This is a genomic window from Pantoea leporis (assembly GCF_028048155.1).
Lineage (GTDB): Bacteria > Pseudomonadota > Gammaproteobacteria > Enterobacterales > Enterobacteriaceae > Pantoea > Pantoea leporis.
Genome location: NZ_JALMEU010000001.1, coordinates 1,119,827 through 1,139,224, shown reverse-complemented (window position 1 = coordinate 1,139,224; position 19,398 = coordinate 1,119,827). Strand labels below are relative to the sequence as shown.

The following is a 19,398-nucleotide window of genomic DNA, read 5'->3' as shown; positions in this document are numbered from 1 at the left end:
AAATGAATCCAGCGCGACAAAATGAAACGCGCTACAGTTATCCCTTTCATCAGGCAGCGAATAAGGAAAACGCATGAAACAAGTCGTGTATACCGCCAGTCCCGAGAGCCAGCAGATTCATGCCTGGCAGTTGCAGGAAGATGGCGCACTGACGTTATTGCAGGTAACAGATGTTGCCGGCCAGGTGCAGCCGATGGTGGTGAGCCCGAAGAAAGATTTTCTCTATGTCGGTGTGCGTCCGAATTTTCGCGTGCTGGCGTTTCGCATTGCGGCCGACGGCACGCTGAGCCTCGCCGGTGAAGCACCGCTGCCGGGCAGCCCAACCCACATCTCCACCGATCGTCAGGGCAATTATCTGTTCTGCGGTTCGTACAACGATGCCTGCGTCAGCATCAGCCCGATTGGCAGCGATGGTTTGCCGCAAGCGCCAGTTCAGGTGATCAGCGGGTTAGACGGTTGCCACTCCGCCAATATCGATCTGAATAACCAAACGCTGTTTGTACCGGCACTGAAGCAGGACCGCATCTGCCTGTATCAACTGAACGCAGACGGCACTCTGGCTCCGCGCGAACAAGCGCAGGTCACCACCGTTGAAGGTGCCGGTCCGCGTCACATGGCCTTCCATCCGAACGGCGCATATGGCTACGTGGTGAACGAGCTGGATAGCACGGTGGATGTATGGGCGCTGAACAATGTGCACGGCCAGGTTGAGCGCGTGCAGAGCCTTGATATGATGCCGAAAGATTTCAGCGACACGCGCTGGGCGGCGGACATCCACATCACGCCGGATGGCCGTTTCCTCTATGCCTGCGACCGTACCAGCAGCACCATTACGGTATTCAGCATCAGTGAAGATGGCTCGGTGCTGGCGATTGAAGGCTACCAGCCAACTGAAACCCAGCCGCGCGGCTTCAATATTGATCACAGCGGTCAATACCTGGTAGCGGCGGGACAGAAATCGCATCACATCGAAGTGTATAAGATTCAGGAACGCGGTCTGCTTAATCCGCTGGCGCGTTACGCGGTAGGACAAGGCCCAATGTGGGTGGTTATCCACCAATTGGGATAAATAAAATGCCTGCCTGATCAAACAGGCAGGCATATTTCCTAACAGCGCGATTCTGTGCTGTTACGCGTACTTCACCGTAATCGACGCACTGGCCAGCGCATGGAAATGCACATTAAAGCCAACCATCGCGCCGCTCGCGCCTTCATCCACGTCAATTTTATCCGTATCCAGCGCATGCACCGTAAAGATGTAGCGATGGGATTCGCCCTGCGGTGGCGCTGCGCCGCCGTAGCCGGTTTGGCCAAAATCGGTACGCGTCTGAATGGCGCTCTCCGGCAAGTCCGCCACGCCGGAACCGGCACCCTGCGGCAACACGGTAACGTCAGCCGGAATGTTCGCTACCACCCAATGCCACCAGCCGGAACCGGTAGGCGCGTCAGGATCGTAGCAGGTGACAACAAAGCTTTTGGTGCCTGCCGGTACATCATCCCACGCCAGATGCGGTGACAGATTGTCGCCCTGGTAACCCATGCCATTGAAAACGTGTCGCTCTGGCATCTTATCGCCGTCGTTAAAATCCTGGCTAACTACGCGCATGATCGCTCCTTTTATGGTTGTGCAGAACCCTCAATCATGGTGGAAATGCGCCGCAACATCCAGTGCCGCACCGACCGCTTGCGTCAGTTTCGTCAGTTCGGCGGCAGAAATCAGATAAGGTGGCATCAGGTAGAGCAAGCGCCCAAATGGACGAATCCACACGCCGCGTTCAACGAAGAAGTGCTGCAGCGCCGCCATGTTCACGGCCTGATGGGTTTCGATCACGCCAATCGCACCCAGCACGCGCGCATCGGCCACCGCGTGATGACGGCGCAGCGGCAGCAGCTCGGTGCGCAGCTGCTGTTCGATGTGCGCCACCTGCGTTGTCCAGCCGCCTTCATTGATCATCTTCAGACTTTCCACCGCCACCGCGCAGGCCAGCGGATTGCCCATAAATGTAGGGCCGTGCATAAAGCAACCCGCTGCGCTGCGGCTGATGGTGTCGGCGACTTCACGCGTGGTCAGCGTGGCGGAGAGCGTCATGGTGCCGCCGGTCAGCGCTTTGCCCAAGCAGAGAATGTCCGGCGTGATACCCGCATGGTCGCAGGCAAACAGCTTGCCGCTGCGACCAAATCCGGTGGCGATCTCATCGGCAATCAGCAGCAAACCGTAGCGATCGCACAGCTCGCGCACCTGCTGCAGATAGCGCGGATGGTAGAAACGCATCCCGCCAGCGCCTTGCACAATCGGCTCCAGAATCACCGCCGCAATCTCCCGATGGTGGATTTCCACCAGCTGCGCAAAATCGGCGAAATCGGCCTCGTTCCACGCGTCATCGAAAGCGCACTGCGGCGCGTTGGCGAACAGATGTTCCGGCAGATAGCCGCGCCACAGGCTGTGCATCGAATTTTCCGGATCGCACACCGACATCGCGGCAAAGGTATCACCGTGATAGCCGCGCTTCAGCGTGAGGAATTTCTGTCGCGTTTGGTTGCGTCCCAGCCAGTATTGCAGCGCCATTTTCATCGACACTTCGACGGCGATCGAACCCGAATCGGCGAGGAACACGCACTCCAGCGCATCAGGCGTCATGGCAACCAGCTGGCGGCTCAGTTCCACCGCCGTCGGATGGGTGATGCCGCCAAACATCACATGCGACATCTGCGTCATTTGCTGCTGCAGCGCCTGATTGAGACGCGGATGGTTGTAGCCGTGTATCGCCGCCCACCACGACGACATGCCGTCCACCAGTTCACGTCCATCGGCCAACTGCAGCTGGCAGCCGTGCGCCGCCACAACCGGATAACAGGGCAGGGGATCGCGCATCGACGTGTAGGGATGCCAGATATGCTGACGGTCAAAGTTGAGGTCATCCTGAGTGAACATGTGAGTTGTAAACCATTTTAAAAAGATTTAGTTTACAAGTATAACCACGTTAATCGTCGGGATGAACCCCCTTTTTCTGGAGTAAGCAATGGCAAACCGCTGGACACTGACACAAGCTCAGGCACTTTTCGATAAACCTTTCCTTGAGTTGATGTTTGAAGCGCAGCAAGTGCATCGTCAACATTTCGATCCACGCCAGGTGCAGGTCAGCACGCTGCTATCAATCAAAACCGGCGCCTGTCCGGAAGACTGTAAATACTGTCCGCAGAGCGCGCGCTACAAAACCGGGCTGGAATCGGAACGTCTGATGGAAGTGGACGCGGTGCTGGAGTCGGCGCGCAAAGCCAAAGCGGCGGGATCGAGCCGTTTCTGTATGGGCGCCGCGTGGAAAAACCCGCACGAGCGCGACATGCCTTACCTTCAGCAGATGGTGCAAGGCGTGAAAGCGATGGGCATGGAAACCTGCATGACGCTTGGCAAGCTGGATGGCGACCAGGCGCAGCGCCTCGCCGAAGCGGGACTGGATTTCTACAACCACAACCTCGACACCTCGCCAGAGTTTTACGGCAACATCATCACCACGCGCAGCTATCAGGAACGTCTGGATACGCTGGATAAAGTGCGCGGCGCGGGCATCAAAGTGTGTTCCGGCGGCATCGTGGGTCTGGGTGAAACGGTGAAAGATCGTGCGGGCTTGCTGGTGCAGCTGGCGAATCTGCCGACGCCGCCCGAAAGCGTACCGATCAACATGCTGGTAAAGGTCAAAGGCACGCCGCTGGCCGATAACGACGATGTTGAACCCTTCGATTTTATTCGCACCATCGCGGTGGCGCGCATCATGATGCCCTCGTCGCATGTGCGTCTTTCTGCCGGACGCGAGCAGATGAGCGAGCAAACGCAGGCAATGTGCTTTATGGCCGGCGCTAACTCGATCTTCTACGGCTGCAAGCTGCTTACCACGCCAAATCCGGAAGAGGATAAGGATCTGATTCTGTTCCGCAAACTGGGCCTGAATCCGGAGCACACCGCGACAACGGCGGGTGACAATGAGCAGCAGCATCAGCTCAGCGAGCAGCTGCTGCACGCGGATACCGAGCAGTTCTACAACGCGGCGGTGTAAATGGGCTGGTCACAACGTATCGACGAGGCGCTGACGGCGCGGCGTGCCGCGGATGGCTGGCGTTTACGGCGTCGCGTTGAGCACAACAGCGTGCGGGAAATTACGCTGGAGGGTCAGCGTTATCGTCACTTCTCCAGCAACGACTATCTTGGCTTGAGCCAGCATCCGGCGGTAATTGCCGCGTGGCAGCAGGGCGCGGCCGAGACGGGTGCTGGCGCGGGTGCATCCGGGCATGTGACCGGCTACAGCCGCCACCATGCGCAGCTCGAAGCGGAGCTGGCGGACTGGCTGGGCTATTCGCGCGCGCTGCTGTTTATTTCGGGGTTTGCCGCCAATCAGGCGGTGATCCATCTGCTGGCGGAAAAGCAGGATCGCATCTTCGCCGATAAGCTGGCGCACGCTTCACTGCTGGATGCCGCCAGCCACAGCCCGGCGAGCCTGCGCCGTTTTGCCCATAATCAGCCGGAAAGCCTGGCGAAGCTGCTGGCAACGCCGTCGCAAGGCGGCACGCTGGTGGTGACCGAAGGCGTGTTCAGCATGGACGGCGACAGCGCTCCGCTAACACAGATCGCCGCAGAGACGCGGCGCGGCAACGGCTGGCTGCTGGTGGATGATGCGCACGGTATCGGCATGACCGGCGCGCAAGGGCGCGGCAGCTGCTGGCATCAGCAGGTCAAACCGGAACTGCTGATCGTTACCTTCGGCAAAGGGTTTGGCGTCAGCGGCGCGGCGCTGCTGTGCGATGACGCCACCGCTGATTACGTCGAGCAGTTTTCCCGCCATCTGATCTACTCCACCGCGATGCCACCGGCGCAGTGCTATGCGCTGCTGGCGGCACTGAGGCAGATTCAGCAAGGTGATGCGCTGCGCGAAAAACTGCACAGCCACATTGCGCGTTTCCGCGCCGCTGCGGCGGATTTGCCGTGGCAGCTGGTCGATTCTGCGAGCGCCATCCAGCCGCTGATCGTTGGCGAAAACAGCGCGGCTATGGCGTTGTCGCAGCGGCTGGCGCAGGCCGGCTGTTGGGTCAGTGCGATTCGGCCACCAACCGTGCCGCCGGGCACCGCTCGGCTACGCATCACGCTTACCGCTGCACATCACACCGATGACATTGATCGTCTGCTGGAGGCGCTGTATGACGCTGCAGGTTAACAAACAGGCCGTGGCGCAGGCATTTGGTCGTGCGGCTGCCCATTACGAGCAGCACGCGCAGTTACAGCGGCTGAGCGGCGATGTGCTGCTGGCGCTGGCGCCCGCTGGTTTTGGTCCGCACCTGCTGGATGCCGGGTGCGGTACCGGCTGGTATAGCCGCTACTGGCGCGATCGCGGGCGCACGCTGACGGCGCTCGATCTGTCGCCCAACATGCTGCAAACCGCGCGCGATCAGCAATCGGCGCAGCACTATCTGTTGGGCGATATCGATGCGGTGCCGCTGCCGGACGCCAGTGTTGACGGCGTGTGGAGCAATCTGGCGGTGCAGTGGAGCAGCGACTTGCATACTGCGCTGCAGCAGTTTTTGCGCGTCACGCGGCCGGGCGGCACGGTGCTGTTTTCCACGCTGCTCGACGGTTCGCTGCACGAAGTGCATCACGCGTGGGCGCAGCTGGATGGTCGCCGGCACGCCAACCGTTTCCTCAGCGCTGCCCAGTTTCATGCGGCCACCGCGACGCTGCCGATCGCCGTGCAGCAGCAGGTTATCACGCTGCATTTTCCCAGCGCGCTCAGCGCTATGCGATCGCTGAAAGGCATTGGGGCCACGCACCTGCACGATGGTCGCGGTGCCAGCGTGCTAACGCGTTCCCAACTGGCACAACTTGAGCAGCGCTGGCCGCAGGACGAGTTCGGTTATCGCCTGAGTTATCACCTGATGTATGGAGTTTTAAGCAAATGACACGCTGGTTTATTACCGGAACCGATACCGAAGTGGGCAAAACCGTGGCCAGCGGCGCGCTGCTGCAGGCGGCAAGCGCCGCCGGTTTACGCACCGCAGGCTATAAGCCGGTGGCATCCGGCTGCGAAATCACGCCGCAAGGCATTCGCAACAGCGACGCGCTGGCGTTGCAGCGCTACAGCACCTTGTCGTTAAGCTACGAGCAGGTGAACCCGCTGGCGTTTGTCGAGCCGACCTCGCCGCATATCATTAGCGCGGAAGAGGGCAGGCCGATTAGCTTTACCACGCTGTCAGCGGGCTTGCGCGCGCTGGAGCAGCAGGCAGAATGGGTGTTAGTCGAAGGCGCAGGCGGGTGGTTTACGCCGCTGTCGGAGACGCAAACTTACGCCGATTGGGTGGAAGCCGAGCAGCTGCCGGTGATTCTGGTGGTGGGTGTGAAGTTAGGCTGCATCAATCATGCCATGCTGACCGCCGAAGCGGTTAAAGCGCGCGGATTGCGCCTTGCGGGCTGGATTGCCAATGATATTCAGCCACCCGGCAAACGCCATCAGGAGTATATGGATACGCTGCGTCAGCGCATTGATGCGCCGTTCCTCGGTGAGATTCCGCACCTACGCGACCAGGCGCAGCAGGCCGAGTGCGGGCGTTATTTGACGTTGCCGCAATAAATAACCCAGGTCGCCATTCACGGCGACCTGGCTACATCTTCACCTTGCGGTCAGCCACTTATTCACCGTCAAATCATCCAACTGCGCCACTTTGCCGTGCGCCACATTGCGTCCGCGATGCAGCAGCAGGAAATAATCGGCGACGCGGCGGACAAACGAGACGTGCTGCTCAAGCAGCAAAATGGTTAAACCATACTCACGGTTTAACCGACGAATCAGATTGCCCATCTCCTCTTCCAGCCACGGCGACATCCCTTCCGTCGGCTCATCCAGAATCACCAGCTTGGGTTGCAGCACCAGCGCACGCGCCAGGGCCAAATGTTGTTGCTGTTCCATTGGCAACTCGCCGCTGCGCTGATGGCGCAATGAATAGAGTGCCGGGAACAGGTCGAACACCATTTCCGGAATGGCACGGCTACGATCGTCCTGTGCCGCCATCAGGGCGATCAGCAGGTTATCCTCCACGCTCATTTGCGAGAAAATATGCCGTCCTTGCGGCACATAACCAATGCCGGTGCGCGCGCGCAGTTCGGCCGGTTGCAACAGTAAATCTTCCGGCGGCGCGCCATCTTCCTGCCAGGTCATTGAGCCACTGTTAATTGGCAGGCGGCCCATAATGCAGTTCACCAACGTGGTTTTGCCCATGCCGGGACTGCCCAGCACGCCGGTACAGGTGCCCGGCGGCAGATCGAGATCGACATCCCACAGAATGTGATTTTGACCGTAAAACTGATTCACCGAACGTAAACTCAGCATCTGACATACTCCTTCCAGATTATTAGCCTGAATGCTCCCGCTCTGTGTCGTCTGGCATACAGTCGTGCACGATTGATGGACACCGCTGTCGTCGGCAAGCGCCGATATGGACTCGTCACTCCATAGTGCTAACACTGCAATTCCCAGGCCAGGTTAGGAATTCAGGCGCATCTACGGCGGAAACCTGCCAAATCAGCGGCTAAAAGTTGAGAAACGCTTAACAATTGCCAGCAGTGATAAACCGACTGCACTTTGACGGTGCTGACTGCTTAACGTTTCTGGTGCATTTGATCGTTCGTAAGGCAATAACCGGAGAAATAAATGGCCTTAACGCCTGACTTTTCGCCGGGCACGGGAAGGTAAAGCCGGAAAAAGGGGGGTAATGCGACACGCACGGCGGGAAAAATAAATGCGAAAAAATTTTTTTTCACGCTTAAGAATGGGCGGGAGAAAATTATACACAGCTGATGGGCTCGGGGCTGGATTCACTTATCCACCATTACTGTGGATAACCTTGTGCATTAGCGACTGAAAACCGTGTGGAAGCGAGTAAATTCGCGGCCTTCCTACATTATGATGAGAAACTGGGCTTTTGAGTCAAAGTGAATTAAAACAGCAGGTTAGTTAAAATCAAGCATGCGAATTATCTGCCTTGTCATCGGACTGCAATTTAATGACACTCTATTGACAAATGTTAAAAGCATCCTCCGCCTGGGGATAACATTGCGCAACAACAACTTGCCGCCTGCCGCTTAAATTGCACTGAAGAGAATCGCCGTCAGGTGCCATTATCGTGCAAGGTTACTGTGATTATGTCCAGTGTTTTTTTCTGGCAAATTCGCCATAGCAGAGTAGAATTAGCAGCCTGCCCGCCGACTTCATCTGCTGGAACCGCTAAAACATGAGCAAAGTCTTTAAACTTAACTCCGCTTTCAAGCCTTCAGGGGATCAACCTGAGGCGATTCGCCGTCTCGAAGAGGGACTGGAAGATGGACTCGCGCATCAAACGCTGTTGGGCGTGACCGGCTCAGGTAAAACCTTTACCGTGGCGAATGTGATTGCCGACCTCAACCGCCCGACGATGGTGCTGGCGCCAAATAAAACCCTGGCGGCGCAGCTCTACGGGGAGATGAAGGAGTTCTTCCCGGATAACGCGGTGGAGTTTTTCGTCTCATATTACGATTACTATCAGCCTGAAGCCTATGTGCCGAGTTCTGACACCTTTATCGAAAAAGATGCCTCGGTGAATGAGCACATTGAGCAGATGCGTCTGTCGGCGACCAAAGCGCTGCTGGAGCGCCGTGATGTCATCGTCGTGGCCTCGGTTTCGGCGATCTACGGTTTGGGCGATCCCGATCTCTACCTGAAAATGATGCTGCATCTGACGCGCGGCATGATCATTGATCAGCGCAGCATTTTGCGTCGTCTGGCGGAGCTGCAATACACTCGCAACGATCAGGCCTTCCAGCGCGGCACCTTCCGCGTGCGCGGCGAAGTGATTGATGTGTTCCCGGCGGAATCGGACGACATTGCGCTGCGTATTGAGCTGTTTGATGAAGAAGTTGAGCGGCTGTCGCTGTTTGATCCGCTCACCGGGCAGATTGATTCGGTGATCCCGCGCTTTACCGTCTATCCGAAAACGCACTATGTGACGCCGCGTGAGCGCATTCTTAAGGCGATGGAAGAGATCAAAGATGAGCTGGTGGTGCGCCGCAAAGTGCTGCTGGAGAACAATAAGCTGCTGGAAGAGCAGCGTATTTCCCAGCGGACGCAGTTCGATCTCGAGATGATGAACGAGTTGGGTTACTGCTCCGGCATCGAAAACTACTCGCGCTATCTCTCCGGGCGCGGACCGGGCGAGCCGCCGCCGACCTTGTTCGACTATTTACCGGCGGATGGCTTGCTGGTGGTCGACGAATCGCATGTCACCATTCCGCAGATTGGCGGCATGTATCGTGGTGACCGCGCGCGTAAAGAGACGCTGGTGGAGTACGGTTTCCGCCTGCCGTCGGCGCTGGATAACCGTCCGATGAAGTTTGAAGAGTTTGAAGCAGCCGCTCCGCAAACCATTTACGTGTCGGCCACGCCGGGCAATTACGAGCTGGAAAAATCGGGTGGCGAAGTGATCGATCAGCTGGTGCGTCCAACCGGCCTGCTGGATCCGATTCTGGAAGTACGGCCGGTGGCGACGCAGGTTGACGATTTGCTGTCGGAAATCCGCAAGCGTGTTGAGATTAACGAGCGCGTACTGGTGACTGTGCTGACCAAGCGTATGGCGGAAGATCTTACCGAATACCTGGTGGAGCACGGCGAGAAGGTGCGCTATCTGCACTCGGATATCGATACTGTGGAACGTATGGAGATCATCCGCGATTTACGTCTTGGCGAATTTGATGTGCTGGTTGGCATCAACTTGCTGCGAGAAGGTCTGGATATGCCGGAAGTGTCGCTGGTGGCGATTCTCGATGCCGATAAAGAGGGCTTCCTGCGTTCGGAGCGTTCGCTGATACAGACCATTGGTCGCGCCGCGCGTAACATCAATGGCCGGGCGATTCTCTACGCCGATAAAATCACGCCGTCGATGGAGCGCGCGATGGGCGAAACCGAGCGTCGTCGTGAGAAGCAGCAGAAATACAACGAAGAGAATGGCATTACGCCGCAAGGGCTCAACAAGAAGATCACCGATATTCTTGAGCTCGGCAAAAACGTAGTGAAAACGCGTGGTAAAGGCAAAACCGCCTCACGCACCGCAGCAGAAGCGGAAGCCAACTATATGGCGCTTACGCCGCAAGCGATGCAGAAGAAGATTCACGAGCTGGAAGGGCAGATGCAGCAGCACGCGCAGAATCTGGAGTTTGAAGAGGCTGCCAGCGTGCGCGATCAGTTGCATCAATTGCGCGAGCTGTTTATTGCGGCTTCGTGATGGTGGTATCCAGGTCGCCATAATCGTGATGGTTGTAACCAGGTCGCCATAAATGGCGATCCTACGGGAATTCAGCGTGGTTTTCATAGGGTGCGCATTCATGCGCACCTGGAAATTAAACGGCCTGAATCGCGTGTTCCAGCGCGATGCGCAGCAGCTGGCGGTCATGGCGATATTTGATGTCGGCGGCCTCCAGCGGTTCGCGAATAATTAAACGCTCTTCCACGCCGCGAATATCGGCGGCCGGACTCACCACCACCGCACCAATCACCCGCTTGCCAATCGCTTTCTCCATAATCGCCAACTTGTCGGCCACATTCAGGCTAGCTGCCGCTGGGCTCAGTTCGCGGCCCAGATTGCCGATAAACACCATGGTGGCAGGCGTACGGCGCAGCGCGCGCGCCATCTCTTCCATCAGCAGAATCGGCATCAGGCTGGTGTAGAAGCTGCCGGGGCCAATCAGAATCAAATCCGCTTCGCCAATCGCCTCGATGGCTTCACGGGTTGGCAACACATTCGGATGTAACATCAACTCTTGGGGCGGCTGCTTCATCTCATCAATTGCCGTTTCGCCGTACACCATATTGCCTTCGCCATCCTGCGCCACCAGATCGACCGGCTGTTCCGACATCGGGATCAGAAACGCATCGACCTTGAGCAGATTGCGGATGATGTTGATGGCTTCGAGCGGGCGCACGCTGAGATGATCAAGCGCCTTCAGCATCAGGTTGCCCAGATTATGCCCGGCCAGCTCGCCATTACCGGTGAAGCGATACTCAAACATCGCGGTGGCGACACTCGGTTCGGTGATCAGCTGATTGATGCAATTACGCATATCGCCCCACGCAATGCCGCCTTCCGAGCGGCGAATGCGGCCGGTGGATCCGCCGTTATCGGTGGTGGTGACGATGCCGGTCAGGCGCGAACCTAACGGTGCCAGCGCCGACATCACGCGGCCCAAACCGTGTCCGCCACCTAATGCCACTACGCGATCCAAATCTGCCAGGGTTCGATTCATGTTTCTCCTTTGTCACTGACGTCCTCGCGTTGAGGCGTAGTTGAACTGATGTGCATCAATATCTGTGGTGCATTTTACCGTATCCTGTCGCGAAAATGCGGTGAAAAAACGTTATGCATCAAGATATATAGCGAAAATCACTCATGGATGCTAACCGTTAATCGCGCTACCATTCGTTTTAACCGTGTTGTCCATAATGACAACAAACTCCCAAGCCTGGTTTCCTAAGTCGTTATCGATATGGAAGCCAGGCCGCAGCCTTGAGCTGCCAGGGTGCAGAAAGAAATGACTGCATCTCCCGACTTTGGAAAGGTGTTCAGGTGCCACAATTTATAGATGCCTATGCGCGCAGCTTTTACTATCTGCGCCTGTCGGTCACGGATGTGTGTAACTTCCGTTGTACCTACTGTTTGCCGAACGGCTATAAGCCGAACGGTACGCACAATAAAAGTTTTCTCTCGCTGGATGAGATTCGTCGCGTGACGCGTGCCTTTGCGGCGGCGGGCACGGAAAAAGTGCGCCTGACGGGCGGCGAACCCTCCATGCGGCGTGATTTCACCGACATCATCGCTGCAGTGCGTGAAAACGCCGCCATTCGCCAGATCGCGATGACCACCAACGGTTATCGCATGGCGCGTGACGTAGGTGCCTGGCGCGCTGCCGGTCTCACCCATATCAACGTCAGCGTCGATAGCCTCGACGCACGCCAGTTTCACGCCATTACTGGCCAGGACAAATTTGCCGAGGTGATGGCGGGAATCGACGCCGCCTTTGATGCCGGTTTCGAGAAAGTGAAAGTCAACAGCGTGCTGATGCGCGATGTGAACAGCCACAGTCTCAGTACCTACCTTGAGTGGCTGCGCCTGCGACCGATTCAACTGCGCTTTATCGAACTGATGGAAACCGGCGAAGGCAGCGATCTGTTCCGCCGTCATCACATCTCCGGTGAAGTGATCCGCGACCAGCTGATCCTGCAAGGCTGGCAACGCCAGCCGCGCGGCCGCAGCGACGGTCCGGCGCAGGTGTTCCGACATCCCGATTATCAGGGCGAAGTCGGCCTGATCATGCCGTACGAGAAAGATTTCTGTGCCAGCTGCAACCGCCTGCGCGTCTCGGCGCTGGGCAATCTGCATCTGTGCCTGTTTGGTGACGGCGGCGTGTCGCTGCGCGATCTGCTGGCCTCTGACGATCAGCAAGACGAGTTGCAGGCGCGCATTGCGCACAGCCTTGGACAGAAAAAGCAGACGCATTTCCTGCATCAGGGCAACACCGGCATCACGCAAAATCTCTCCTTTATTGGTGGCTAAACACAGGAGTTACGGCCATGGGTAAACCTTCCGGCGAATTTGTCGCCTTAAATGTGGCGGTGATGACCGTCTCGGATAGCCGCGATGCCAGCAATGACACATCGGGCGATTATCTGCGTGAAGCGCTGGCGGAAGCCGGGCATCAGGTGGTTGATCGCGCGATTGTGCCAGATAACCGCTATCGCATTCGCGCCACGGTATCGCGCTGGATTGCCAGCGACGATGTGCAAGTGGTGATCGTTAACGGCGGCACCGGTTTCAATAGCAAAAACAGCACGCCAGAAGCGTTGCTGCCGCTGCTGGACCGCGAAATCGAAGGCTTTGGCGAGCTGTTCCGCATGATCTCCTATGAAGAGATCGGCAGCTCGACGCTGCAGTCGCGCGCGGTGGCTGGATTAGCCAATCAGACGCTGATTTTTGCCGTGCCGGGATCAACCAACGCCTGCCGCAGCGCCTGGGAACGCATTATCGAAGATCAGCTGGATGCGCGTACGCGTCCGTGTAATTTCGTCTCACATTTGAAGAAGTTGTAAGCATGTCATCGTTAACTCATATCAATGCCGCTGGCGAAGCCCACATGGTAGATGTCTCTGGCAAAACCGAAACGGTGCGCGAAGCGCAGGCCGAAGCACTGGTGCTGATGAGCGCCGAAACGCTGCAGATGATTATTGAAGGCAGCCATCACAAAGGCGACGTGTTCGCCACCGCACGCATCGCCGGTATTCAGGCGGCGAAACGCACCTGGGAACTGATTCCGCTCTGTCATCCGCTGATGCTGAGCAAAGTGGAGGTTACCTTGCTGGCGGAACCGCAGCATAATCGCGTGCGCGTCACCTCACTCTGTCGTCTCACCGGCAAAACCGGCGTTGAGATGGAAGCGTTGACGGCGGCGTCCGTTGCAGCGCTCACCATCTATGACATGTGCAAAGCGGTGCAAAAAGACATCGTCATCGACCAGCTGCGTTTGCTGACTAAAAGCGGCGGCAAATCCGGCGACTTCAAGGCGGTGAGCCATGATTAAGGTGCTGTTTTTTGCTCAAGTGCGGGAATTAACCGGCACCGCTTCACTGGATTTGCAGCTTGACTACGCCGATGTCGCCACGCTGCGCGCGGCGTTAGCAGAGAAGGGCGATCGCTGGGCGCTGGCGCTGGAATCCGGCAAGCTGCTGGCGGCGGTAAATCAAACGCTGGTGCCGATGAGTCATCCGCTGCGTGCGGGTGATGAAGTGGCCTTTTTCCCGCCGGTCACGGGAGGCTGATGATGGAAACGCGGATTCGTGTGGGTTCAGAGCCGTTCAACGTCGGCGAAGAGTACGAAAAACTCGCCACCCATGACAGCGATGGCGCGGTCGTCACCTTCACCGGCAAAGTGCGCAATCACAATCTCGGTGCCAGCGTGGCGGCCTTGACGCTGGAGCACTATCCCGGCATGACGGAAAAAGCGCTGGAGGAGATCGTGGAAGACGCGCGTCAGCGCTGGGCGCTGCAGCAGGTCACGGTGATCCATCGCGTTGGCGAACTGTTTCCTGGCGATGAGATCGTGTTTGTTGGCGTCAGCAGCGCGCATCGCGGCAGCGCATTCGCCGCCACCGAATTCATCATGGATTACCTGAAAACCCGCGCGCCGTTCTGGAAGCGTGAAGCCACCGCCGCAGGCGATCGCTGGGTTGATGCCCGAGATAGCGATCATCAGGCCGCTGAGCGCTGGAGCTAGCGCGCAAAATCCTCCGGCTCCGATAGCGGCAGGCCACTGAAAACGTTAAGGTACGGTTTTTGTTGGCGTCAGGGAGCAGGATGAACACGAGCAAGATGATGAAAGGCGCAGCTTTGCTGGCTGCGCTGGTGCTGGCCGGTTGTAGCACGAAAAAAGAGCCGCAGGCGCCCGCGCGTCAGCCCGCCGATGTAAAAAGCCAAATCCAGCAGTTGTTGCCCAGCGACGTTAAACAGAAATCCGCCTGGGCCGACGATATCTATACCGCGTTCCGCGTGCAGCAAATTGATGCCAGCGTCAGCAACCTCTGCGCGGTGATTGCCGTTACCGATCAGGAGTCTAACTTCAGCGCCGATGCGGTGGTGCCGGGCTTACCGAAAATCGCCTGGGGCGAGATTGATCGCCGCGCCGCCAAAGTGCATGTGCCGGCATTTCTGGTGCGCACCGCACTGCTGATCAAATCACCGAATGGCGAAAGCTATGCCGCACGTCTGGATAAGGTGCGCAGCGAGAAAGAGCTGAGCGCCATTTTTGATGATTTCATCGATATGGTGCCGATGGGGCAAAAGCTGTTTGGCAACCTCAACCCAATTCATACCGGCGGGCCGATGCAGGTCAGCATTGCGTTTGCGGAAGCGCACGCCAAAGGCTATCCGTATGCGGTTGACGGCTCGATTCGTCGTGAAGTCTTCACTCGTCGCGGTGGTATCTACTTCGGCACGCTGCATCTGCTTGGCTACCCGGCCGATTACAGCCAGCCGCTGTATCGCTTCGCCGACTTCAACGCCGGTTGGTACGCCAGCCGCAACGCCGCATTTCAGGCGGCCATCGCGCGCGCCAGCGGCATCAAGCTGGCACTGGACGGCGACCTCATCGCCTATGGCAGCGATCAGGCCGGTTCCACCGAACTGGCGGTGCGCAGCCTGAGCAAGCAGCTGGATATGAGCAATCGTGAAATCCGCCGCGATCTGGAGAAGGGCGACACTGAAGATTTTGCCAAAAGCACGTTGTGGAAGCAGACCTTTATCCTCGCCGATAAGATGGCCGGAAAACGTCTGCCGCGCGAAATGCTGCCGGGCATCAAGCTGGAGAGCCCGAAAATCACCCGCAATCTCACTACCGCGTGGTTTGCTCAGCGCGTAAATGGCCGCTATCAACAGTGCTTGACGCGCCGTTGACGCAAACGGGTGTACACTCCACACTTACAGAGTTTGTTAACGTAACCGCTAATGAGGCGCTTCATGGATCGATATCCACGTAATGATTCAATTGTGCAGCAGGCATCCACCTCGCTGCAGACCTACATGGCGCAGGTGTATGGCTGGATGACCTGCGGCTTGCTGCTCACCGCGTTTGTTTCGTGGTTTGCTGCCCGCACACCTGCAGTAATGGAACTGGTGTTTGCTAACCGCATCACTTTCTTTGGCTTGATCATCGCGCAGTTAGCGCTGGTGTTTGTGTTGTCTGGCATGGTGCATCGCCTGAGCGGCGCGGTCGCCACCGCACTGTTTATGCTCTATTCGGCGCTAACCGGATTAACCATGGCGAGTATTTTCCTCGTTTACACCTACTCATCCATCGCCAGCACCTTCTTCGTGACGGCCGGGATGTTCGGTGCCATGAGCTTCTACGGTTACACCACTAAGCGCGACCTGAGCCGTTTTGGCAGCCTGCTGTTTATGGCGCTGATCGGTATTTTGCTGGCGTCACTGGTGAACTTCTGGCTGAAAAGCCCGGCGCTGATGTGGGCTATTACCTATATCGGCGTGGTGGTGTTTGTTGGCTTAACCGCCTATGACACGCAGAGGCTGAAGGCGATTGGCGAGAATATCAACGTCAATGACAAAGAGAACCTGCGTCGCGCCTCAATCATGGGTGCGTTAACGCTGTATCTCGACTTCATCAACCTGTTCCTGATGCTGCTGCGCATCTTCGGCAACCGCCGCTAAACCCCGCACCAGACTGTCCCCTTTCCCGCCTGCGGGAGAGGGGAACTCCGCACAAACTCACCGCGATACCGATTTCTCCATCTTCTGCTCATTCTTCTGCCGTAAATGCTTCGCGCGGCTCTCCAGCCACAAATAGAGCACCAGCGCCACCAACAGCGGCAGAATAAAATAGAGCACGCGGTAAGCCAGCAGCGCTGCAATAATGGTGCCGTGCGAGGCGTGTTGCCCACTGAGCAGCGCCAAAAATACCGCTTCCAGCACGCCAATCCCGGCCGGGATGTGAATGATCACACCGGCGATACTGCTGATCAGCAACACGCCTAACACAATCGGATAATCCACCTGACGCGCCAGCAGCAGCCAGATAATCATGCCCATCACCATCCAGTTGGCGCAGGAGACCGCAAACTGGAACAGCGCCATGCGCAGCGAAGGCAACTGCAGATGCTGGCCTTTAACCGTCCAGCGGCGCTTCTTCGCGAAGGCGCAAGCCCACAAATAGACCGCCACCATCACCAGCAGCACCGCGCCAATGATGCGCAGCGTGGTTTCACCAATGAACCAACCGGAGGGAATCGGCACCATGCCCGCCGCAAACACCACGCCGGCCAGCAGAATATAGCCGAGCCAGTTGGTGGCGATGCTCAGCGAGAAAATGCGCGTAATGGTGTTGCCCGGCAAACCCAGTCGTGAGTAGAGCCGATAGCGCATCGCCACGCCGCCAACCCAGGTGCTGAGCGTCAGGTTGAAGGCATAACAGATAAACGACACCAGCATCACCTGGCGCTTCGCCAGCTTATGGCCGCAGTAGGCTCGTCCAATCAGGTCGTACAAGCCATAGGTCAGATAACTCACCACCACCAGTGCAGCAGCGCTTAGCACCACATAGCGGTTATAGCCGACGATCACCGTATAGACGTCTTCCCAGTTCACCTTGCGCGCATACACCACCAGCAGCACAATCACCGCAATAAAAAACAGCCAGGTGAGGATTTTCTTCGCCAGTTGCCAGCGCGGATTCTTTTTCGACATTAGGATTTTGCTCCTGAATTATCGGCTTCAACCCGATCCTGAGTTTCCATTTCGGGTTGTACGGGGGGAGCAACTTGCGACAAGTGTGGCGTGTGCGCAGGCAACCATCCGGCAATAGCCGGGAAGTGACGTAAAAAGTGGAACACAATTACGCCCTTGGTGAGCTGCCACCAGTTGCGCGGCGGCAGCTTGTCATCCTCCACGCGCACGCAGTCCTGCTGAATCAGCAGTTCCAGATTGTCGCGCAGCGTCTGGTTGAAAGCGCGATCGTGCACCATCAAATTGGCTTCCAGATTGAGAGATAAACTCAGCGGATCGAGGTTGCTGGAGCCGACGGTGGACCACTGCTGATCCTGCACCGCAATTTTGCCGTGCAGCGGGCGGCGGCAATATTCATACACTTCCACACCGCCATCGACCAGATAGTTGTACAGCAACTCGGCACCGACTTTGACGATCGGCATATCGGGCTCGCCCTGCACAATCAGCCTGACGCGCACGCCGCGCTGTGCCGCGCTGCGCATTTCGCGCAGCAGACGATAGCCGGGAAAGAAGTAGGCGTTGGCAATAATCACATCCTTCTGGGCCTTGCGCAGCATGGCGAGATAGTGCTGTTCGATGTCGTCGCGGTGTTCGTCGTTATCGCGGTAGACAAACAACACCTGCGCTTCACCGGGCATGGCGTTGACCGCCGGGCGATGGGAACGCGCACCCCACCAGCGCCGCGTGTGCTGTTCGCTGCCCATTTGTTGCTGCACGTATTGGGCAATATCCAGCACCACCGGGCCTTTCACCTCCACGGCATAATCCTGTTTGGCCTCTGCACCGAAATCGATGTTATGTTCAGCGGAGAAGTTGATGCCGCCGACAAAGGCGATCTGTTCATCGATCACCACAATCTTGCGGTGCAGGCGACGAAACACATTGGTGCGCATGCCGAGCACTAGCGGACGCGGATCGTAATAGATAAAGCGCACGCCCGCGGCCGTCAGGCTATCCACAAATCGGTCGGAGAGGTCTGGCGAGCCGTAGCCATCGACCATCACCTCGACTTTGACCCCGCGCTGCGCCGCCTTGAGCAGCTGTTCGTGCAGATCGTTGCCGACTTCGTCCTCAAACAGGATGAAGGTTTCCAGCAGTAGCGTGCGCTCGGCGCGTTGGATCGCGCCTGATACGCGCGGGAAAAACTGGTCACCATTTTCTAACAGACGGAGCTGATTACCGTCGCGCCAATTGAAACTCATAGGAAAATCTCCACCGCTAACGGCGCATGATCGGACAGGTGAGACCAGGGTTTAACCGGCAGCGCCCACGGCTTACTCACCGTAGCGTTGCGGATGTAGATACGATCTAGTCGTAACAGCGGAAAACGCGCCGGGAAGGTGCGGGCAGGGCGGCCGGTTTTGATGCTGAACACTTCCTCTAAGCCCACCGCGCGTTTGAGAAAGCGATTGGCGCTGACCTGCCAGTCATTAAAATCACCGGCCACCACCAAAGGCGCATCGGGCGGCAGCGTATCGATAAAGTCGCACATCATCTTCATCTGCGCCTGGCGATGTTTCTCCTTCAGACCGAGATGTACGCAGAACACATGCAGCGGTTCCGCCCGATCCGGCAGGCGGATTTGGCAGTGCAACATGCCGCGTTTTTCACTTCCGGCGACGGAAATATCGCGGTTTTCATATTCAACGATGGGAAAGCGTGACAATATCGCGTTCCCATGATGTCCCTCGGGATAAACCGCGTTACGGCCATAGGCAAAATCGTTCCACATGGTATCGGCCAGAAATTCGTAATGGGAGGTTTCCGGCCAGTTTTCAATGTGCAGCGAATGGATGGCGTGGGTACCCATTACCTCTTGCAGGAAGACGATATCCGCCGACGTGGCGCGAACAGCGTCACGCAATTCCGGCAGGATAAAGCGGCGATTAAAGCTGGTAAAACCCTTGTGGGTATTGATCGTCAGGACTTTAAATGAAAATCCTTGCGTATTTTGTGGCATACTTCGACGCGCTCCTTTTCATCATCAACAGCACAAAGTGTAGTCTTTGTCACAAATGGATGGTGTTAAGGGCAGAAAATTAGGGCGTA

General features: G+C 57.4%; 20 protein-coding genes and 1 riboswitch. Of the genes, 13 read left to right on the top strand and 7 right to left on the bottom strand.

Annotated features, from left to right (window positions below):
* The first annotated feature begins 73 nt into the window (after nucleotides 1–73).
* Nucleotides 74–1,069, top strand: a complete 996-nt coding sequence (gene pgl, locus MWH02_RS05345; protein ID WP_192236609.1) for a 6-phosphogluconolactonase — start codon at nucleotides 74–76, stop codon at nucleotides 1,067–1,069.
* Nucleotides 1,070–1,129: 60 nt separating this feature from the next.
* Here pgl and MWH02_RS05340 read toward each other — a convergent pair whose 3' ends face one another.
* Together MWH02_RS05340 and bioA are read right to left on the bottom strand one after the other, a co-directional pair.
* Nucleotides 1,130–1,606 carry a kinase inhibitor gene (locus MWH02_RS05340; protein WP_101763187.1) on the bottom strand — a complete coding sequence of 159 codons (477 nt, stop codon included), beginning with the start codon at nucleotides 1,604–1,606 and terminating at the stop codon, nucleotides 1,130–1,132.
* 30 nt (nucleotides 1,607–1,636) lie between these two features.
* Entirely contained in the window at nucleotides 1,637–2,932 is a 1,296-nt protein-coding gene (gene bioA / locus MWH02_RS05335; RefSeq protein WP_271460037.1) for an adenosylmethionine--8-amino-7-oxononanoate transaminase, read from the bottom strand.
* An 88-nt stretch (nucleotides 2,933–3,020) separates the two neighbouring features.
* On the opposite strand from bioA, the gene bioB reads away from it, so the two are divergent.
* The 4 genes from bioB to bioD are packed head-to-tail and all read left to right on the top strand — an operon-like array spanning nucleotide 3,021 to nucleotide 6,611.
* Nucleotides 3,021–4,052, top strand: coding sequence for a biotin synthase BioB (gene bioB, locus MWH02_RS05330; protein WP_271460036.1), 1,032 nt, complete (start codon nucleotides 3,021–3,023; stop codon nucleotides 4,050–4,052).
* Nucleotides 4,053–5,204, top strand: a complete 1,152-nt coding sequence (bioF, locus tag MWH02_RS05325; RefSeq protein WP_271460035.1) for an 8-amino-7-oxononanoate synthase — start codon at nucleotides 4,053–4,055, stop codon at nucleotides 5,202–5,204.
* Nucleotides 5,188–5,943, top strand: a complete 756-nt coding sequence (bioC, locus tag MWH02_RS05320; protein WP_271460034.1) for a malonyl-ACP O-methyltransferase BioC — start codon at nucleotides 5,188–5,190, stop codon at nucleotides 5,941–5,943. Before bioF ends, bioC begins: the two co-directional genes overlap by 17 nt.
* Nucleotides 5,940–6,611: a dethiobiotin synthase gene (gene bioD / locus MWH02_RS05315; RefSeq protein WP_271460033.1), complete on the top strand. Its 672-nt coding sequence runs from the start codon at nucleotides 5,940–5,942 to the stop codon at nucleotides 6,609–6,611. The genes bioC and bioD overlap by 4 nt, the downstream gene beginning before the upstream one ends.
* A gap of 39 nt (nucleotides 6,612–6,650) precedes the next feature.
* On the opposite strand, the gene MWH02_RS05310 is transcribed toward bioD, so the two are convergent.
* The gene (locus tag MWH02_RS05310) at nucleotides 6,651–7,367 is read right to left on the bottom strand and encodes an ABC transporter ATP-binding protein (protein WP_110865765.1); all 717 of its coding nucleotides are present in this window, start codon (nucleotides 7,365–7,367) and stop codon (nucleotides 6,651–6,653) included.
* Between the two features lie 901 nt (nucleotides 7,368–8,268).
* Between MWH02_RS05310 and uvrB the strand changes: the two genes are divergently transcribed.
* Complete coding sequence (uvrB, locus tag MWH02_RS05305; protein ID WP_192236602.1) at nucleotides 8,269–10,290, top strand: excinuclease ABC subunit UvrB; 2,022 nt, start codon at nucleotides 8,269–8,271, stop codon at nucleotides 10,288–10,290.
* A gap of 115 nt (nucleotides 10,291–10,405) precedes the next feature.
* On the opposite strand, the gene MWH02_RS05300 is transcribed toward uvrB, so the two are convergent.
* Nucleotides 10,406–11,308: a gluconeogenesis factor YvcK family protein gene (locus MWH02_RS05300; RefSeq protein ID WP_271460032.1), complete on the bottom strand. Its 903-nt coding sequence runs from the start codon at nucleotides 11,306–11,308 to the stop codon at nucleotides 10,406–10,408.
* A 195-nt stretch (nucleotides 11,309–11,503) separates the two neighbouring features.
* A riboswitch (molybdenum cofactor riboswitch) is annotated at nucleotides 11,504–11,640 on the top strand.
* Here MWH02_RS05300 and moaA point away from each other — a divergent pair.
* The 7 genes from moaA (at nucleotide 11,629) to MWH02_RS05265 (ending at nucleotide 16,275) form a co-directional block, all read left to right on the top strand.
* Nucleotides 11,629–12,615, top strand: coding sequence for a GTP 3',8-cyclase MoaA (gene moaA / locus MWH02_RS05295; RefSeq protein WP_271460031.1), 987 nt, complete (start codon nucleotides 11,629–11,631; stop codon nucleotides 12,613–12,615). Its footprint overlaps the riboswitch before it by 12 nt.
* A 17-nt stretch (nucleotides 12,616–12,632) precedes the next feature.
* On the top strand, nucleotides 12,633–13,148 hold the full coding sequence (gene moaB / locus MWH02_RS05290; RefSeq protein ID WP_101763177.1) for a molybdenum cofactor biosynthesis protein B: 516 nt from the start codon (nucleotides 12,633–12,635) through the stop codon (nucleotides 13,146–13,148).
* Nucleotides 13,149–13,150: 2 nt separating this feature from the next.
* Nucleotides 13,151–13,636, top strand: coding sequence for a cyclic pyranopterin monophosphate synthase MoaC (gene moaC / locus MWH02_RS05285; protein ID WP_271460030.1), 486 nt, complete (start codon nucleotides 13,151–13,153; stop codon nucleotides 13,634–13,636).
* Nucleotides 13,629–13,874, top strand: a complete 246-nt coding sequence (gene moaD / locus MWH02_RS05280; protein ID WP_271460029.1) for a molybdopterin synthase sulfur carrier subunit — start codon at nucleotides 13,629–13,631, stop codon at nucleotides 13,872–13,874. Before moaC ends, moaD begins: the two co-directional genes overlap by 8 nt.
* A gap of 2 nt (nucleotides 13,875–13,876) precedes the next feature.
* A complete protein-coding gene (gene moaE / locus MWH02_RS05275; RefSeq protein ID WP_271460179.1) occupies nucleotides 13,877–14,329 on the top strand; it encodes a molybdopterin synthase catalytic subunit MoaE in 453 nt (150 codons plus the stop codon).
* An 80-nt stretch (nucleotides 14,330–14,409) separates the two neighbouring features.
* The gene (locus MWH02_RS05270) at nucleotides 14,410–15,504 is read left to right on the top strand and encodes a DUF1615 domain-containing protein (protein WP_271460028.1); all 1,095 of its coding nucleotides are present in this window, start codon (nucleotides 14,410–14,412) and stop codon (nucleotides 15,502–15,504) included.
* 63 nt (nucleotides 15,505–15,567) lie between these two features.
* The gene (locus MWH02_RS05265; RefSeq protein ID WP_101763172.1) at nucleotides 15,568–16,275 is read left to right on the top strand and encodes a Bax inhibitor-1/YccA family protein; all 708 of its coding nucleotides are present in this window, start codon (nucleotides 15,568–15,570) and stop codon (nucleotides 16,273–16,275) included.
* A gap of 57 nt (nucleotides 16,276–16,332) precedes the next feature.
* Here MWH02_RS05265 and MWH02_RS05260 read toward each other — a convergent pair whose 3' ends face one another.
* Genes MWH02_RS05260 through MWH02_RS05250 form a run of 3 tightly spaced genes read right to left on the bottom strand, consistent with a single transcriptional unit; the run spans nucleotide 16,333 to nucleotide 19,309 of the window.
* Complete coding sequence (locus MWH02_RS05260; protein WP_101763171.1) at nucleotides 16,333–17,307, bottom strand: lysylphosphatidylglycerol synthase domain-containing protein; 975 nt, start codon at nucleotides 17,305–17,307, stop codon at nucleotides 16,333–16,335.
* Complete coding sequence (gene clsB, locus MWH02_RS05255) at nucleotides 17,307–18,551, bottom strand: cardiolipin synthase ClsB (protein ID WP_137385413.1); 1,245 nt, start codon at nucleotides 18,549–18,551, stop codon at nucleotides 17,307–17,309. Before clsB ends, MWH02_RS05260 begins: the two co-directional genes overlap by 1 nt.
* Nucleotides 18,548–19,309, bottom strand: a complete 762-nt coding sequence (locus MWH02_RS05250; RefSeq protein ID WP_101763169.1) for an endonuclease/exonuclease/phosphatase family protein — start codon at nucleotides 19,307–19,309, stop codon at nucleotides 18,548–18,550. Before MWH02_RS05250 ends, clsB begins: the two co-directional genes overlap by 4 nt.
* Nucleotides 19,310–19,398: the final 89 nt, after the last annotated feature.

Excerpts from the sequence above, each read along its gene's own strand:
- pgl (WP_192236609.1), top strand. The coding sequence starts at position 74 with ATGAAACAAGTCGTGTATACCGCCAGTCCCGAGAGCCAGCAGATTCAT.
- MWH02_RS05340 (WP_101763187.1), bottom strand. The coding sequence starts at position 1,606 with ATGCGCGTAGTTAGCCAGGATTTTAACGACGGCGATAAGATGCCAGAG.
- bioA (WP_271460037.1), bottom strand. The coding sequence starts at position 2,932 with ATGTTCACTCAGGATGACCTCAACTTTGACCGTCAGCATATCTGGCAT.
- bioB (WP_271460036.1), top strand. The coding sequence starts at position 3,021 with ATGGCAAACCGCTGGACACTGACACAAGCTCAGGCACTTTTCGATAAA.
- bioF (WP_271460035.1), top strand. The coding sequence starts at position 4,053 with ATGGGCTGGTCACAACGTATCGACGAGGCGCTGACGGCGCGGCGTGCC.
- bioC (WP_271460034.1), top strand. The coding sequence starts at position 5,188 with ATGACGCTGCAGGTTAACAAACAGGCCGTGGCGCAGGCATTTGGTCGT.
- bioD (WP_271460033.1), top strand. The coding sequence starts at position 5,940 with ATGACACGCTGGTTTATTACCGGAACCGATACCGAAGTGGGCAAAACC.
- MWH02_RS05310 (WP_110865765.1), bottom strand. The coding sequence starts at position 7,367 with ATGCTGAGTTTACGTTCGGTGAATCAGTTTTACGGTCAAAATCACATT.
- uvrB (WP_192236602.1), top strand. The coding sequence starts at position 8,269 with ATGAGCAAAGTCTTTAAACTTAACTCCGCTTTCAAGCCTTCAGGGGAT.
- MWH02_RS05300 (WP_271460032.1), bottom strand. The coding sequence starts at position 11,308 with ATGAATCGAACCCTGGCAGATTTGGATCGCGTAGTGGCATTAGGTGGC.
- moaB (WP_101763177.1), top strand. The coding sequence starts at position 12,633 with ATGGGTAAACCTTCCGGCGAATTTGTCGCCTTAAATGTGGCGGTGATG.
- moaC (WP_271460030.1), top strand. The coding sequence starts at position 13,151 with ATGTCATCGTTAACTCATATCAATGCCGCTGGCGAAGCCCACATGGTA.
- moaD (WP_271460029.1), top strand. The coding sequence starts at position 13,629 with ATGATTAAGGTGCTGTTTTTTGCTCAAGTGCGGGAATTAACCGGCACC.
- moaE (WP_271460179.1), top strand. The coding sequence starts at position 13,877 with ATGGAAACGCGGATTCGTGTGGGTTCAGAGCCGTTCAACGTCGGCGAA.
- MWH02_RS05270 (WP_271460028.1), top strand. The coding sequence starts at position 14,410 with ATGAACACGAGCAAGATGATGAAAGGCGCAGCTTTGCTGGCTGCGCTG.
- MWH02_RS05265 (WP_101763172.1), top strand. The coding sequence starts at position 15,568 with ATGGATCGATATCCACGTAATGATTCAATTGTGCAGCAGGCATCCACC.
- MWH02_RS05260 (WP_101763171.1), bottom strand. The coding sequence starts at position 17,307 with ATGTCGAAAAAGAATCCGCGCTGGCAACTGGCGAAGAAAATCCTCACC.
- clsB (WP_137385413.1), bottom strand. The coding sequence starts at position 18,551 with ATGAGTTTCAATTGGCGCGACGGTAATCAGCTCCGTCTGTTAGAAAAT.
- MWH02_RS05250 (WP_101763169.1), bottom strand. The coding sequence starts at position 19,309 with ATGCCACAAAATACGCAAGGATTTTCATTTAAAGTCCTGACGATCAAT.